Below are 16,010 nucleotides of genomic sequence, written 5' to 3' on the forward strand. Positions count from 1 at the left end.
GCAATGCGGACGCTCACGAACGCCCCCGCGTCGCGCAAGTGTCGGAAATAGAAAGGATCTAGGATATCACCGGCCCCTCGTGCGGAGCCAGCGGCGGCCGCGCAACTGTCCCTTCAGCCCGCCGCAAAGGGATAATGCCGGGCTGTCTTGCCGCGGATTCCCTTGTGAAGCGTTCCGACTTCCACTACGAGCTGCCGTCCGAGCTGATCGCCTCCGAGCCACTGGCAGAGCGCTCGGCCAGCCGGCTGCTGGTGCTTCCGCCGCCGCCTGCAGGTCCTCAGGACCGCATGATCCGCGACCTGCCGGGCATGCTGGAGCCGGGCGACCTGCTGGTGCTCAACGACACCCGGGTGATCCCCGCGCGCCTTTACGGCCAGAAATCGACCGGCGGACGCGTCGAGATCATGATCGAGCGCATCGTCGGACAGCACGAGGCAGTGGCCCAGCTCGGCGTCAGCAAGCCGCCGAAGCCCGGAGGCAAGATCCAGCTCGATGCCGGCGGCGAGATGGAGGTGATCGAGCGGGACGGTGGGTTCTACCGGCTGCGCCTGCTCGCCGCCGAGGGCTTCGAGCACCTGCTCTCGCGCGCCGGCCACCTTCCACTGCCGCACTACATGGGCCGCGAGGCACGTGCTGACGACGCCGAGCGCTACCAGACGGTCTTCGCCCGGCATGCCGGCGCCGTCGCCGCGCCCACCGCCGGCCTGCATTTCGACACCCCCCTGCTCGATGCGCTGCGCGAGCGCGGGGTGCAGATGGGCCATGTCACCCTGCACGTCGGTGCCGGCACCTTCAGTCCGGTGCGCGCCGACGATGTCCGCGAACACCGCATGCACAGCGAATGGCTGAATGTCGGCGCCGAGCTGGTCGAGCAGGTGCGCCGGGCGCGCGGTGCCGGTCGCCGGGTGGTGGCGGTGGGCACGACCGTAGTGCGTGCGCTGGAGACCGCCAGCCAGGGCGGCGAGCTGCGTCCCTTTGCCGGCGACACCCAGATCTTCATCTTCCCCGGCTACCGGATCCGCAGCGTCGATGCCCTGCTGACCAATTTCCACCTGCCCGAGAGCACCCTGCTGATGCTGGTCTCCGCCTTCGCCGGCCGCGACCGCGTGCTGGAGGCCTACCGCCACGCCGTGGCCGAGCGCTATCGCTTCTTCTCCTACGGCGATGCCATGTTCCTGCACCCGGGCGAGGCGGGCGGGGCATGAGCCGGATGCGTTTCTCCCTGCTCGGCCAGGACGGCGCCGCCCGCCGCGGCCGCCTCGAGTTTCCGCGCGGGACGGTCGAGACGCCCTGCTTCATGCCGGTGGGCACCTATGGCTCGGTCAAGGGCATGACCCCGGTAGGCGTGCGCGACACCGGCGCCGAGATCATCCTCGGCAACACCTTCCATCTGTTCCTGCGCCCGGGCCTGGAGACCGTCGCAGAGTTTGGCGGGCTGCACCGTTTCATCGGCTGGGACGGGCCGATCCTCACCGACTCCGGCGGCTTCCAGGTCTTCTCGCTGGCGCACCGGCGAAAGATCACCGAGGAGGGCGTGCGCTTCGCCTCCCCGGTCGACGGGGCGAAGGTGTTCCTGTCGCCCGAAGAGAGCATGCGCATCCAGCGCGTGCTGGACTCCGACGTGGTGATGATCTTCGACGAGTGCACCCCGTACCCGGCCACCGAGGACGTCGCCCGGCGCTCGATGGAGCTGTCCCTGCGCTGGGCCGAGCGCTCGCGTCGCGCACACGAGGGCAACGACGCGGCGCTGTTCGGCATCGTCCAGGGCGGTGTCTATCCGGCCCTGCGCGAGCGCTCGGCGGCGGCGCTGATCGACATCGGCTTCGACGGCTACGCGGTCGGCGGCCTGGCCGTTGGCGAGCCGCAGGACGAGCGCGAGCGGACGCTGGACGACACCGTGCCCCTGCTGCCCGAGGACCGGCCGCGCTACCTGATGGGGGTGGGCCGGCCGGAGGACCTGGTCGAGGCGGTGCGTCGCGGCATCGACATGTTCGACTGCGTCATGCCGACCCGCAACGGGCGCAACGGCCACTACTTCACCCGCTTCGGCACCGTGCGCATCCGCAACGCGAAGTACGAGCGCGACCACGCGCCGATCGACCCGGAATGCGGCTGCTACACCTGCGCCAGCGGCTTCTCGCGCGCCTACCTGCGCCACCTCGACCGCTGCAACGAGATGCTCGGCCCGATGCTCGGCACCATCCACAACCTGCACTACTACCAGGATCTGATGGCCGGTCTGCGCGCCGCCATCGAGGCGGGGCGGCTGGAGGCCTTCATCGACGACTTCTACGCCCGGCGAAGGGCGGCCTGAGCGGCTACGTGGGCGGTCTGGTCGTGCTGATCGCCAGCAAGCTGGCTCCTACACTAGCCCGATTGTAGGAGCCAGCTCGCTGGCGATGCCCCCCTCCCGCCCACAGGACCAGGCCGGATGGATCCTCCGTTGATCGGCAAGCCATGGCCTGGAGCGCCCGCCGGCCCTTGCAAAGTGCCCTCCAGCCCCCACGTGGCATAATCGCGGCCCTTTTGCGCCGGCGGGGAGCCGGCGAAACCGCATTCCAGTCCCGAAACGAGAACCTCACATGGACCTGCTCGACTTCCTCATTTCCCCCGCCATGGCCCAGGCGGCCGGGCAGCCGCAGCCCTCGCCCTGGTCGCTGCCGATCATGCTGGTGGTGTTCTTCGCGGTGTTCTACTTCTTCATCATCCGCCCGCAGAGCAAGCGCGCCAAGGAACACAAGGCGATGCTGCAGGCCATCTCCAAGGGCGACGAGGTGGTCACCGCCGGTGGGCTGGTCGGTCGCGTGGACGAGATCGGTGAGGCCTTTATCGGCGTCGAGATCGCCAGCAACGTCAAGGTGAAGGTGCAGAAGCACGCGATCACCGCCGTCCTGCCCAAGGGCACGCTCAAGTCCGCCTGAGGCGGTCCCCGTCGCAACTCTGATGCGGCCCCGGCGGCCGCGATGGATTCGCCATGCTTGATTTTCCCCGCTGGAAATATGCGCTGGTCCTGATCCTCGGACTGGTCAGCGTGATGTACGCGGTGCCCAACATCTTCCCGCAGGACGACGCGGTGCAGATCAGCGGCAACCGCGGCGCCCAGGTCGACGAGGCCCTCAAGGAGCGCGTTCTGGGCACGCTGCAGAAGGCCGACATCGACTTCAAGTCGGTGGCGATCGAGGATGGCAGCCTGATGGTCCGTCTCGAGACCCCCGAGGCGCAGCTGGCCGCGGCCGACGCCCTGCGCGGCGAGCTGAAGCAGCGCTACAACGTGGCCCTGAACCTCGCCTCGACCGTGCCCGACTGGATGGAGGCCATCCGCGCCACGCCGATGGTGCTGGGCCTCGACCTGCAGGGCGGCGTGCACTTCCTGATGGAGGTCGACCAGAAGGCCGCGCTGGAGAAGCGCGAAACGGCCTTCGCCGATGACGTGCGCGCCCTGCTGCGCGACAACGACATCGCCTACACCGAGGTGTCCCGCGATGAGGGCGGCATCCGCATCGTCCTGCGCAACGCCGAGGACGTCGGCCGGGTAGGGGGCATCATCGGCGCCGAAATTCCCGAGCTGCTGGTCGAGGACGGTGGGAGCGAGACCGAGCTGAACGCTCGCATCCGCGAGGCCGACCTCAAGGCCATCGTCGACAACGCGCTGGAGCAGAACATCGGCACCCTGCGCAAGCGCGTCGACGAGCTGGGCGTCGCGGAGCCGGTGATCCTGCGCCAGGGCGCGACGCGCATCGTCGTGCAGCTGCCGGGCGTGCAGGACACGGCGCAGGCAAAGAAGATTCTCGGCGCCACCGCGACGCTCGAATACCGCGCCGTGGTCGGCGACGGCGTGGGCTCGGCGATGGAAGCCATGCGCACCGGTCGCGTGCCGCCGGATGCGCGCCTCTACTATCGCCGCGACCGCGCCGCCGACGGCAGCCAGGTCCCGGTGCTGCTGTCCAAGCGGATCATCGCCTCGGGCGACCAGCTGGTCGATGCCAATCCCGGCTTCGACCCGCAGAGCGGGACGCCGATGGTCACGGTGCGTCTGAACAACGTCGGCGGCCAGCGCATGCTCGACTTCACCACCGAGAGCGTCGGCAAGCCGATGGCGGTGGTCTTCATCGAGCGCGTGCCCGAGACCCGCATGGTCGACGGCAAGGAAGTGCGCACCACCCGGGTCAGCGAGGAGGTGATCTCGGTCGCCACCATCAATGGCGTGTTCGGCAAGAACTTCCAGACCACGGGCCTCGAGTCCAGCGCCGAGGCGAGTGAGCTCGCCCTGTTGCTGCGCGCCGGTTCGCTGGCGGCACCGGTCGATATCGTCGAGGAGCGCGTGATCGGTCCCTCGCTCGGCCAGGAGAACATCGACGCCGGCGTGCGCGCCATCCTGCTCGGCTTCGCCCTGGTCATGGCGCTGATGGTCGTCTACTACAAGCTGATGGGCGTGGTGGCGGTGTTCGCGCTGTTCATGAACCTGCTCATGCTTTGCGCCGTGCTCAGCTTCATCGACGCCACCCTGACCATGCCGGGCATCGCCGGTATCGTCCTGACCCTCGGCATGGCCATCGACGGCAACGTGCTGATCCTCGAGCGCGTGCGCGAGGAACTGCGTGCCGGCAATACGCCAGTGGGGTCGATCAAGGCGGGCTATGAGCGCGCCTGGACGGTCATCCTCGATTCCAACATCACCAAGCTGATCGCCGCCACCGCGCTGTTCTCCTTCGGCTCGGGCCCGGTCCGCGGGTTTGCCGTGGTGCTGTTCTTCGGCGTGCTGACCTCGATGTTCACCTCGGTCACGCTGTCGCGTTCGATCGTCACCCTGATCTACGGCGGTCGCAAGAAGATCAGCCGTCTGTCGCTCTGACCCAGGACCCTGGACATGGAATTCTTCAATCCCAAGAGCAATGTCAACTTCATGGGGATCCGCCGGGTGACGGTGTGGATCGCCATCGCATTGATGACGATCTCGATCATCTCGCTGGCGACCCGCGGCCTGAACTTTGCCCTCGACTTCACCGGCGGCACCCTGGTCGAGGTGGTCTACGACCAGCCGGTCGAGCAGGCCGATGTATCCGGCAAGCTGCAGGCGGCCGGGGTCGAAGGGGCGATCGTGCAGCGCTTCTCGACCACCAACTACTCGATCCGGCTGTCACCCGAAGCGGTCGAGCGCCTCGGCGCGGATGCTGCCGACCTTGGCGAGTCGAGCCTTGATGGCCGCAACGCGGCGGTCGGGCAGAAGATCCTCCAGGCGCTTGCGGTGGAGGGGAACCCGGTCGAGATCAAGCGCAGCGAGTTTGTCGGCCCGCAGGTTGGCGCCGAGCTGGCCTACAACGGCATCGTCGCGGTCTTCGTGGTGTTGGCTGGCATCCTGATCTACATCGCGCTGCGCTTCGAGTGGAAGTTCGCGGTGGCGACCGTGGTCGGCGAGATCCACGACGTGATCGTGACCCTCGGCTTCTTCTCCCTGCTCGGTCTCGACTTCGACCTCACCGTGCTGGCGGCGATCCTCGCGGTCGACGGCTACTCGGTGAACGACAAGATCGTCGTCTTCGACCGCGTCCGCGAGCTGTTCCGCTCGACCCGCAAGGCGCCGCCGACCGAGATCCTCAACATCGCGGTCAACGAGACGCTGTCGCGCACCATCATGACTTCGTTGACCACCCTGCTCACCGTGGTCGCGCTCTACGTGTTTGGTGGCCCGGCGCTGGAGGGCTTCTCGCTGGCCCTGATCGTCGGCATCATCGTCGGCACCCTGTCGTCGATCTTCTTCGCCTGCCCGGTCGTGCTGGCGCTTGGCGTCACCAAGCAGGACCTGCTGCCGCGGGCCAAGGACGAGGCCGAGCTGGCCCGCCGTCCCTGATCCATCCGACAGAGTCTGATCCGAGCGGGGCGGCCAAACGGCCGCCCCGTTTCGTTTGCGCAGGCGGATCCTTCAGCCAGCGAGCGCACCGCTTCCCGGCTCCGATGGCCGAAGGCGCTCCGCCGAATTTTCATGGGGCGCCCGGTGCGTCGTTCTCTCGCTTTCTGGTGTCCAGACAGGGACGTCCGACTGAGGGAGCGCACATGGGCGCGACCGCGGCGAGTCCGCGGTGGCCTAGAACCGGGGAGATCCCTGGCGCTGCGGTCGCGGGCAAGCCCGCTCCTTCAATCGCGCCTCGTTGCGAAGCCGATCGCGCTCTCCAGCGGTCACCCCGGCTTGGCCACCATCAGCCAGAAGATCGCCAGCACGCTGATGAAGGCCGGCCAGCCGAGCGCAAACCACCAGCGCATCAGACGGAAGTACTCCGCGGGAAGGGCGCCGCCGGTCTCGACGGCGTGACGGGCTAGACGGGCGGCGCGCCACTGCAGCCAGACCACGGGCAGCCAGCAGGCGCCGACCAGGACGAACAGGACCAGCGCGGCGCGGATCCAGTACGGGTCGAAGCCGATGCCGAGCCGGTGCATCAGCCACAGCCCGGTTCCGAACTGCACGAGCACCGCCGGGGCGGTGAACAGGGCATCGGCCACCACCACCTGTTTCGCCGTCGCGGCAATCACCCGGGCATCCCCGCCGCGGTGCGCCGTCCAGCAGAAGTAGGCGATGCCGAGCCCGGTGCCGAACAGCAGGGTCGAGCTCAGCACGTGGATCCACTTGACCAGCAGGTAGTCCATCAGCGCGCCCCCGACTGCACCCAGAGCACCGCCAGCGCCGGCAATACCAGAAGATTCTTGATCAGGCCGCCCAGCGGATCCAGCCAGAGCGCGGGCAGCAGCAGGCCGAAGCCCAGCGTGTAGCCCAGCACGCTGACGATCATCAGGGCGATGGCCGCGCGTGGTCGCCAGCCGCTGGCCAGCCACAGGGCCAGCAGCAGGTCGAGCAGGCCCGTGGCGCGGGCCAGGGCCACCGGCATCAGCGCGGCCAGGGGAGTGCCCGCCACCAGGCTCTCGATCTGTGCGGCCGGGGTCAGCAGGCCGGCCGCCGCCGAAACGGCCCATAGCAGTATCGTGGCCCAGCGCAGCGGCGTCGCCAGCAGGACAAGGCCGGCGTGCCAGCGGTCCTGGGTCTGCGCCGGCTGATCGGCCAGCCGCTCGGACAGGGCCCATGGGCGGTGGACAAAGGCCGCCTCCGTGCGCGAGGCAGCCTCGGGCGCCAGCGTGTTGCCGCGCTCCAGCATGCGCCAGATCGTCGCGTTCATCGGTCCGCTGCCCCAGCGCTCGGACAGGGTCACCGCTGGCGCCACCAGCCAGCGCGGCACCGACAGGCAGTGCGCCTCGCGGCGTCCCAGCAGCCAGCCGCGCCAGGCGAGCAGGTAGTCGCGAAAGCGCAGCACCTCGGGCCCGCCGCAGTCGAACACGCCGCGCTGGCTGCCGGCCAGGGCCTCGCAGACCAGCTCGGCCAGATCCTCGGCGGCCATCGGCTGCAGCTGCTGCCCACCGCCGGCCGGAAGCAGCAGGCCGCCCGGCAGGGCGGCCAGCGCACGCAGCAGGGAGGTGCCACCGTGGCTGCCGCGGGTGCTGTAGACCACCGACGGCCGCAGCACGGCCACCGACAGCGGCAGGTCGAGCAGGGCGGCGTCACCGCGATGCTTGGAGGCGATGAACTCGCCGTCGGCAGGATCGCCCAGCGCCGAGATCTGAACAAGCCGTTTCACCCCCACCTCGACGCAGGCCTCGCCCAGCGCTTGCACCGCATGCTCGTGGACGATGTCGAAACGGTTGTCGCCACGCTCGCGGAGGATGCCGGCGGTGTTCACCACCGCATCAACGCCGCGCAGCAGGGGTAGCCAGTCGGCCGCTGTGCTCAGCCGGCGCAGGTCGACCTGCCGCTGCGCTTCGAGGGCCGGCGGCCCGCGCCGGCCCTCGATCACCCGCCAGCCGGCGCGGCGCAAACGCGCCGCCACCAGGGCCCCGATGAACCCGTTCGCGCCCAGCAGCAGCACGCTGCCCGGCGCCTCGGCAGCGGCGCGGTTCTCGTTCGACATGCGCCGATAATGCCTGCGCCACGGCCTTCGCCACAGCCCCCGGCGACCAGCGCGCCGAACTCCCGGGCCGCGACCGCGGCGCTGCGGTTCCGCCACCGACCGAGGTGAACGTGCATCCCGGCGGTCGCGGGTGAGACCGCTCCTGCAGAGGATCAGTGGTCGTGTGGATCGGGATGGAAGGCCTGCATCGGGCGCGAAGAAGACGTTCCGCGGATGCCGCATGTAGCCAGCTTGCTGGCGATAGGCGCCCCGGACGGGATGATCGCCAGCAACCTGGCTCCTACACGCAACGGCGCTGACAGGTCCGGTTCGCGCCCGTCTGGCGCGTTTGAACCCCGCCCTCTTCGCCCCCATTCCCGCCATTCAACGAGACCCGACTGTGGGCGCGTCCTTGGGCGCGACCGCAGCGCTACGGATTCACCACAGACTGGATCCAGCGCGGATCCCCGCGGTCGCGCCCAAGGGCACTCCCACAGAAGACGCGGGGGTTCGAGGTACCGAGGTGAAAGCGAACTCTGCGCCGCTGCTTGCCTTCGCGCCACCGATACGACACAGCCCCCGGAGCCACCTCCGGGGGCTGTGCGGTGACACGGTCGACGGGCGCCGCATCAGGTGCCGATGATGCCGCCGTCATCCTTGGTGACCACCACGGTCGCCGAGCGCGGGGGCGCGTTGCCGAAGTCCGGCCAGAACTCGTTGCCGCCGCCTTCGCCCGGGTGCTGGATGTTGACGAAGACGCTGCGCAGGTCCGGGGTCATGGTGATGCCGGTCACCTCGCAGCCCGAGGGGCCGACCAGGAAGCGGCGGATCTCGCCGCTGACCGGGTCCGCCGCCAGCATCTGGTTGTTGCCGAACGGGCCCTCGCGCAGCTGGCCGCCGCTCATGTCGGTCTGGATCCAGAGCAGGCCGCCGCGGTCGAACCACAGGCCGTCCGGGCTGGCGTGGATGCTGTCGGCGCCGAGCTTGCGGCTGCCCCCCTGGCCGGGCAGCACGGCGCTGTCGGTCTCGGTGCCGGAGAGCACGAAGATCTCCCAGCTGAATCCATCGGCGGCGTGATCGTCGTTCTCCGGGCGCCAGCGCAGGATGTGGCCAAAGGCGTTCGGGCCGCGCGGATTGGCCGCGTCCACCGCATTCGCGGCGCGGCGGCTGTTGTTGGTCAGGGTGAAGTAGACCTCACCCGAGACCGGATCCACCGCGCCCCACTCGGGGCGGTCCATCTTCGTCGCCTCGAGCAGGTCGGCGGCCAGGCGCGTGTTGAGGATCACGTCGCCCTGGTCGGCAAAGCTCACGCCGGCCGCGGCAGCGGCGGCCTGCAGGTCCGGGTTGGCGATATCGACCGCCATCCAGCGCCCGGTGCCATCGTCGTTGAACCGCGCGACATACAGGGTGCCGCTGTCCAGCAGGTCACGCGAGTTGCCCGACATCAGCGGCACGTAGGGCTGGCGCGAGACGAAGCGGTAGATGTACTCGTTCTGCGCATCATCGCCCGAGTAGCAGACCACCGGACGGCCGGTGCGCGGCGGGGCGAACCAGCAACCCTCGTGGCCGAAGCGGCCGAGCGCCGTGCGCTTCTTCGGCACCGAGTTCGGATCGAAGGGATCGACCTCGACGATGTAGCCGAAGGTGTTCGGCTCGTTGCGGAAGTCGCCGCTGGCGCTGCTGGCCTTGGCGCGGGCGTCGAAGCGCTCCTGCGCGGTGTCCCAGCCATAGCGGCTGTTGCCGCTGGGGACGCCATAGCGGCTGTGCTCGCGAGGGCGCGTCTCGTCGCGGTTGGAGAAGTAGCCGGCCCAGTTCTCCTCGCAGGTCAGGTAGGTGCCCCAGGGGGTGACGCCGTGGCCGCAGTTGTTCAGCGTGCCGCGGGTCCGGGTGCCGTCGCTGCTGAACTTGGTGCGCACCTTGGCGTGCCCGCGCACCGGTCCGGTCAGCTCCATCAGGGTCTCGCCGGTGATCCTCCGGTTGAAGGCGCTGTCGACCCGCTGCCAGCCGGATTCGCCGCGGGCCACTTCCAGCACCGAGATGCCGTGGGCGGCGATTTCCTTGGCGACCTCGGCCGCCGGACGCTTGCCGTCGACCACGCTGGGGCCGTTCGGGTGCAGGGCGTCATCGTCGATGTACTCATGGTTCATCACCAGCAGGCCGCGCTCGCTGCTGCTCTGGCCGCCGCGCAGGGGGAAGAAATGCATGCCGTCGTGGTGCATGCCGATCTGCTGCGCCTGCTCGGCCGCGCTGTTGCTGCGGTCGATCTTGAACGCCGGGCCGTTGGAGAACAGCGGCTCACCCCAGCGGCAGATCACCTGGGCGGTGTAGCCCGGCGGCACCGTGATGGTGTTGTCGCGGTTGACCGCGATGGCCGGGAACGCGGGGCGCAGCGCCAGCGACTTGATCTCTTCCGCGCTGAAGGCATGCCCACCGTCCAGCGCCGCCGCCACACCTGTCGCCAGCTTCGCGCTGACCGGCGCCGCCACGCCCACCGCGGCCGCCGCGGCCGTACCCTGCAGGAGCTTCCGACGGGTCTGGTTCACCCGCAGCACATCGCTGAAGTGGCGGTTGCGGGAGGGGTTGCAGTCCTCGATCTCGAAATCGGTGGAGGCGTTGTACGGGCTGTCCTGGCGCTCGGTCATGATCCGGTCCGCTGGCTGGGGAAGGGAATCTGCATGCTCGGCAGGATGCATGACCGTGGCATGGAGCACGGATGTCAGGACGGTGACAGCCCGCCCGCCTCCACACATCGATCCGCGCCAGCGCCAGTCACCTCATAGGGTGCGCCTCTGCGCACCGACGTCCGCCACAGAACCACCGACCCGCGGAACCGTTCCGCACGCAGCGATGCCCTGCCTGACCTCTCCCGGTGGCACGTCCGCGCCGCAGCCCCCGCCTGCCTCCTCCCCCTTGCGTGTCCGCAGGGCGCGGAGGGGGAGGCCGGGAGGCGGTTTCGCTCCAACCCCGCGTCCCACACATCATTTCGCCGCAGGGTTGAGGCTGCCGATCGGGAAGGTCTATGACGCACGCACATGCGCTTGGAGCGCCTTGACGACGCTGCTGACAAAGTCGGCTTCATCTTCCCAGACCCCGGCGCGCGCGGTGATGAAGTACAGGGATGCCGCGCCGGCGGGTGCCTGCAGCTCGGGATGTCGGCTGACCAGAGAATCCAGCGTCTGCTGATAGCGCTGACCGCCAAACGCCTCGATCCGCATCAGGTCTCCGCTGCTGGCTGAGCCTGCAGTGACGAAGCCGCCTCGCTGGTCGTACCAACAGCGGATGCCGGAAGCCTGCAGGGCAGCCAGGGCGTCGCGTTCATTCAGGTCGTGGCGACGGTCGAACAACACGAAGGCGCCGGGCAGACGAACCGCGTCGCCGATGGAGTTGATCTGAGAGGACATATCGCCGCCAGACGTTGTGAGAACGACACAAGTATCAGCCAACTGAGGTCCATCGCCGAGGGCGGGGGCGAACCTCCGCAGCGGAAACTGCACTCTGACCCCTGTTTCCGACCCCTGTTTCCCGAGGGTGTAGTATGAGGAAAGGACCGAGCAATGACGGATTCACACGCCGTCCGGCGATCCTCCCCGCGCTTCCTCAGCAGCGCGCTACAGGAAGGCGTCAGCAACATGCCGGATACCATCGAAACATTCATGGCCACAATCCAAGCCCTTCGCGCCGATAGCGTTCGCGTGTCGCGGCGTTTCGCCCTCATGCAGAACGAAATGAGCGACCTGCGGGAGGCCCTCACGCATATGGTGGAAGACCTCAAGCAGGAATCCGTCAATATCGAGGACATCGTGTGCGATTGCCGCTTCCTGCTGGCAAAGGCCAGGCAGGGGGCGGAGTCGTCGGGCGCAGTGGCCTGGGGGCAGTCGCTCCAGTGCGTCGAATCTCGTATCGATGAGATCAGCTATCGTTCGTCGATGATCTACGGATACCTCCTCAGCGTCGAGTCCAGGCTCGACTTCCCGCGCAAGGGCAACGCCCTTTCCCCCGAGAGGGGAGCCTGACGTGGAAGTAGTCAGCAAGCTGAGCCAGCGGCTGGAAGAGGTGGAGCGGGAAATCGGCACCCTCCGAGAAGCGTTCGCCAGCATCAATCGCCAGCACGGACAGGTGATCCACGCCCTGAGCGAGCTCTCCTCGCAGGCACTGGAGGCGGCGAGGCGGGCCAAGGCAGCCTCCATGCAGGCGCTCGAGGGTGCGCGCAGGGCGGCCACCGCGGCCCGGGAGGCCTCCGCGTCTTCCGCCCTCAGCGCGGTCGATGCAGCGGTTGAATCGGCCGAGTTCGCCGCCCTGGCGGCGTCTGAATCTGCCGCCGCAGCGGCTGCTGCTGCGGCGGCGGCTGCCACCGCCGCAGCGCAGAACGCGGAGGCCCGCTCGATGGACGCCTCGACGGAAGCCGCGACGGCGGCGCGACTCGCGAGCGAGGCCGCCGCGGAAGCCGTCGCGATGTCGAACCAAGCCCACCAGTTCAGGAAGCCTCGCCAGAACTAGCGCCGGACGCGAACCAGGGGTCAGATTGAAATAAACAGGGGTCAGAGTGCACTTCGCGCACAAGCGCTCGTCTTCTCCGCCGACCTGCAAAGTCTCCGCTCGCCCTGAGGTATCGAAGGGCGAACCCTCATCGTTGCGTAGGCCGTTCGTGCTTCGATACCTCAGCACGAACGGCCCTGCGGCGTTGCGGATGTCGGGGTTCAGAGCGCACTTCCCCCGCAGGTGCTGGTCCGCTCCGCCACCATGCAGACTGTCCGTTCGCCCTGAGGTATCGGTCGGAAACGGGGCCCAGAGTGCACTTTCCCCGCCGGAGATTGCCTGAAATAAACAGGGGGCAGAGTGCACTTCCCGCACAAGCGCTCGTCTTCTCCGCCGACCTGCAAAGTGTCCGTTCGCCCTGAGGAATCGAAGGGCGAACCCCCATCGTTGCGTAGGCCGTTCGTGCTTCGATACCTCAGCACGAACGGCCCTGCGGCGTTGCGGATGTCGGGGTTCAGAGCGCACTTCCCCCGCAGGTGCTTGTCCGCTCCGCCACCATGCAGACTGTCCGTTCGCCCTGAGGTATCGGTCGGAAACGGGGCCCAGAGTGCACTTTCCCCGCCGGAGATTGCCCGTTCCGCAGTCATGCAAAGCGTCCGTTCGCCCTGAGGTATCGAAGGGCGAACCCTCATCGTTGCGCAGGCCATTCGTGCTTCGATACCTCAGCACGAACGGCTTGGTGGCGTTTGGAGAACAGGGGTTGGAGAAAAGGGGACAGTGCAGTGGTTCGCCCCGGCCGCTAGACCTGGATCGAACCGCTACCCCTCGCCCGGCCGCAGCGTCAGCTGATGCTCCGGCTTCCCGGGCGAAAATCCGCTGGGCCTGCCGTGCACCCAGTCGTCATGCCCGGCGCCCCAGAACGGGGACAGGGGATGGCCGCTCTGTCCGCCCGGCATGTGGATGATGCCGTCGATCTCGCGGCCGGGCGCGACCACCATGCGCTGGCTGGCGCCGAAGCTCGGCGCGGCGACGCGTGGCATGTTGGTGTCGCCGTCCAGCGGCTCGGCCGGCATGCACAGCCAGCGGCGGGCCGGCGAGGGCAGGGCGCGGGCCAGGGGATGGCAGATGTTGGCCGTGTTGCGCTCGCCCCAGGTGCGCTCTGCAAGCGGTCCGCGCTCTGAGAGTTGGCGTTCGATATCGGTGGCCGCGTCAATCAGCAGCGCGTTCCAGCTATCGAAGCGTCGGGGCAGCAGGTGCGGCGGGCGCTGTTCGATGAGCTGCCAGGCCACGCCTTCCAGCTGCGGCAGGCTCGGCATGATGAAGTCATCTCCGAGCGCTGCCCGGGCCGGCGCGGTCAGGCCGTCGTTGATGCGGTCGATGACCGCGATGCGCCAGGCGCGAACGATGCGGTAGCTGACGGCCTCGGCGCTGGCGCGCTCGTCCCACTGACGGGTCGCCGCCTCCAGACGCCGCAGGGCCGGCGCCTCCGCGGATTCGACCAGGTTCCGGAAGGCCTTGTACCAGCGCTCAAGAAACAAGGTCCGGTCATCGAGCTGGATGGCCAGCAGATCCTGCTCGTCGAACCGGTCGCGGGCGAACAGCGCATCGCGAATCTGCCGCGCGCGGGCGCCCAGCGCATAGCCGCCGTCGCCGATCAGCGCCAAGGCCTCGCCATCGGCCACCCGAGCGTTGGCGGTCCACAGGCGACCCTCACCCAGATCCAGCAGGCCAGGATTCTCGCCGCCGTGCTTCCAGCCCGACCACTGGCAGGGCGACCCGTTGCGCACCGGCACCGCCGCATCGCAGCCGCCGGCGCGGTCGGGGATGCGGCCGACCAGCCGCCAGGCGATCGCGCCGGAGGAATCACCGATCAGCAGGTTCTGGTGCGGAATGCCCGCATCGCCGATGCGGGTGACGGCATCTTCCCAGTCGCGGGAACGGGCCAGTTCTGCCAGGCCAAGGTCGAGTGAGCCGGGTTGATGGGTGACCCAGCGCAGGGCCAGCGCCGGCTGCGCTCCATCGGCCTCGTGGACGATCGGCCCCCAGGCGGTCTCGCGCACGCTAATCGCGATCGATTCCGCCCCGGCGACCTCGATGGTTTCCTGATGGCTGGTGATCGGATCGTTGGCATCCACCTCGCGCCAGTCGGCCCAGTCGCCGTAGCTGTTGGTGAAGGCCCAGGCGATGTGGCCATTGCTGCCGACAATGATCGCCGGAATGCCGGGCAGCGAGAACCCGCCGACATCGACCCGTCCGTCCGGCGCATCGGGGTCGGCATAGCGCAGCTGTGCGCGAAACCATATGTTCGGTGCGCGCAGGCCCAGATGCATGTCGTCGGCGACGATGGCGCGGCCGTCCTTGCTCAGCCGGCCGTCGACGGCGAAGTTGTTGCTGCCCAGTACCGCCGGCGTCGCCGCCCCCTCGATGTTGCCCTCCGGCATCGGCAGCTGGCGCAGATCCAGCGTGGCCGCGTCCGGCAGCGGCACGTTGCCGCGTGCCTCGCCTAGCAGCGGCGCGTCCCACTCGGTGCCATCGAAGCTCAGCAGCGCATACAGCGCGGGCGGCACCACCTCGCGGATCCGCCACAGGGCCAGCTCGCGCTGGTTCAGCTCGTCCTGCAGGTCGAAGAACATCGCGTAACCGACCAGCATCGAATCGGACATCTGCCAGGGCTGCGGCGACTGCCGCAGCAGCAGGTAGGGCCAGGGACGCACCGAGAGCGCCTCGAGCCCCGCGTTGACGCCCTCGGTGTAGCTGCGCAGCACCTCCGCCTTGGCACCCAGCAGCGCCGGCAGCTGCTGTTCGACGCGGCTGCGCAGTCGATGGATGCGAAGCCTGCGGTCGGCCTCGATCGCCGCCGGGCCGAACAGCGCCGACAGCTCACCCGCCGCCGAGCGGCGCAGCAGATCCATCTCGAAGAAGCGCTCCTGCGCATGCACATAGCCCAGAGCCCGCGCCATATCGGCCTCGTTCGCGGCCTCGACCGTCACCACGCCCAGCCGGTCGCGATACACGCGGGCCTCAGCCGACAGCCCGGGCAGGGCCAGCTCGCCATCAAGCCGCGCCAGCGACCCGCGCAGGGAAAGCATCGCCACCAACGCGGCAAGCACCAGCGCCAACAAGGCGAACAACACAATCCGGATCGTCCAGCGGCGCAGCATAGGGTCTACCTCGGTAAGCAGCCGCCAGCCTAGCCGATGCAGCCCATAGGGTGCGCCTAGGCGCACCGCGCCCCCACAACCCCACCGCACCGCCCCAGCCGTGGCCGCTACAACGCCTCCCCTTGCACGCCCGCAGGGCGCGGAGGGACAGGCCAGGAGGGTGGTGCGGCAACCCCTAGCCCCCTCGCATCAACCCGCTTCAGCGAAATGCATCCCGATGAGTGCCCGTCGGCAACCCGACTTCCTGCGCAGAACCGACGCGCAGCGGCATTCCCTCGCACGCGGCCACACTCCGCTTGAGCGCTCCCAGGTGCAAGACCGTGCTCTTCTGTCTCGCCTTCTGCGCTACTTGGCGCACCACACGCCGCCCGCAGATCAAGAGCAGCCTCCTCCCGAGCTCCCCCTTCGCCGCCATGCGGCGCAAGGGGAGGAGCCACGCCTGGGC

The 16,010-nt window shown here is 68.8% G+C and carries 12 protein-coding genes; 7 read left to right on the plus strand and 5 right to left on the minus strand.

What is annotated here, in order from left to right:
* Positions 1-134: 134 nt before the first annotated feature.
* The 5 genes from queA (at position 135) to secF (ending at position 5,848) form a co-directional block, all read left to right on the plus strand.
* Positions 135-1,205 (plus strand): tRNA preQ1(34) S-adenosylmethionine ribosyltransferase-isomerase QueA, encoded by a 1,071-nt coding sequence (gene queA, locus M0G41_RS08420; RefSeq protein ID WP_248207769.1) that lies wholly within the window; start codon positions 135-137, stop codon positions 1,203-1,205.
* The gene (tgt, locus tag M0G41_RS08425; protein ID WP_248207772.1) at positions 1,202-2,314 is read left to right on the plus strand and encodes a tRNA guanosine(34) transglycosylase Tgt; all 1,113 of its coding nucleotides are present in this window, start codon (positions 1,202-1,204) and stop codon (positions 2,312-2,314) included. Before queA ends, tgt begins: the two co-directional genes overlap by 4 nt.
* Positions 2,315-2,582: 268 nt before the next feature.
* On the plus strand, positions 2,583-2,921 hold the full coding sequence (gene yajC / locus M0G41_RS08430) for a preprotein translocase subunit YajC (RefSeq protein ID WP_248207776.1): 339 nt from the start codon (positions 2,583-2,585) through the stop codon (positions 2,919-2,921).
* A gap of 53 nt (positions 2,922-2,974) precedes the next feature.
* Positions 2,975-4,852 carry a protein translocase subunit SecD gene (gene secD, locus M0G41_RS08435; protein ID WP_248207781.1) on the plus strand — a complete coding sequence of 626 codons (1,878 nt, stop codon included), beginning with the start codon at positions 2,975-2,977 and terminating at the stop codon, positions 4,850-4,852.
* A gap of 15 nt (positions 4,853-4,867) precedes the next feature.
* Positions 4,868-5,848 (plus strand): protein translocase subunit SecF, encoded by a 981-nt coding sequence (gene secF, locus M0G41_RS08440; RefSeq protein ID WP_248207784.1) that lies wholly within the window; start codon positions 4,868-4,870, stop codon positions 5,846-5,848.
* 326 nt (positions 5,849-6,174) lie between these two features.
* Here the strand turns inward: secF and M0G41_RS08445 are convergent, their stop codons facing one another.
* From M0G41_RS08445 to M0G41_RS08460, 4 genes are all read right to left on the minus strand, one after another.
* A complete protein-coding gene (locus M0G41_RS08445) occupies positions 6,175-6,639 on the minus strand; it encodes a DUF2269 family protein (RefSeq protein WP_343226471.1) in 465 nt (154 codons plus the stop codon).
* Positions 6,639-7,949 (minus strand): SDR family oxidoreductase, encoded by a 1,311-nt coding sequence (locus M0G41_RS08450; protein ID WP_248207787.1) that lies wholly within the window; start codon positions 7,947-7,949, stop codon positions 6,639-6,641. The genes M0G41_RS08445 and M0G41_RS08450 overlap by 1 nt, the downstream gene beginning before the upstream one ends.
* Positions 7,950-8,557: 608 nt before the next feature.
* Entirely contained in the window at positions 8,558-10,570 is a 2,013-nt protein-coding gene (locus tag M0G41_RS08455; protein WP_248207789.1) for a PhoX family protein, read from the minus strand.
* Between the two features lie 375 nt (positions 10,571-10,945).
* Entirely contained in the window at positions 10,946-11,422 is a 477-nt protein-coding gene (locus M0G41_RS08460) for a hypothetical protein (RefSeq protein ID WP_248207794.1), read from the minus strand.
* Between the two features lie 60 nt (positions 11,423-11,482).
* On the opposite strand from M0G41_RS08460, the gene M0G41_RS08465 reads away from it, so the two are divergent.
* Entirely contained in the window at positions 11,483-11,941 is a 459-nt protein-coding gene (locus M0G41_RS08465; protein ID WP_248207797.1) for a hypothetical protein, read from the plus strand.
* 1 nt (position 11,942) lies between these two features.
* Positions 11,943-12,425, plus strand: a complete 483-nt coding sequence (locus M0G41_RS08470) for a hypothetical protein (RefSeq protein ID WP_248207800.1) — start codon at positions 11,943-11,945, stop codon at positions 12,423-12,425.
* A gap of 797 nt (positions 12,426-13,222) precedes the next feature.
* Here M0G41_RS08470 and M0G41_RS08475 read toward each other — a convergent pair.
* Positions 13,223-15,565: a penicillin acylase family protein gene (locus tag M0G41_RS08475; RefSeq protein ID WP_248207804.1), complete on the minus strand. Its 2,343-nt coding sequence runs from the start codon at positions 15,563-15,565 to the stop codon at positions 13,223-13,225.
* Positions 15,566-16,010: the final 445 nt, after the last annotated feature.

Source organism: Pseudomarimonas salicorniae, assembly GCF_023156535.1.
GTDB classification, from domain to species: domain Bacteria; phylum Pseudomonadota; class Gammaproteobacteria; order Xanthomonadales; family Xanthomonadaceae; genus Pseudomarimonas; species Pseudomarimonas salicorniae.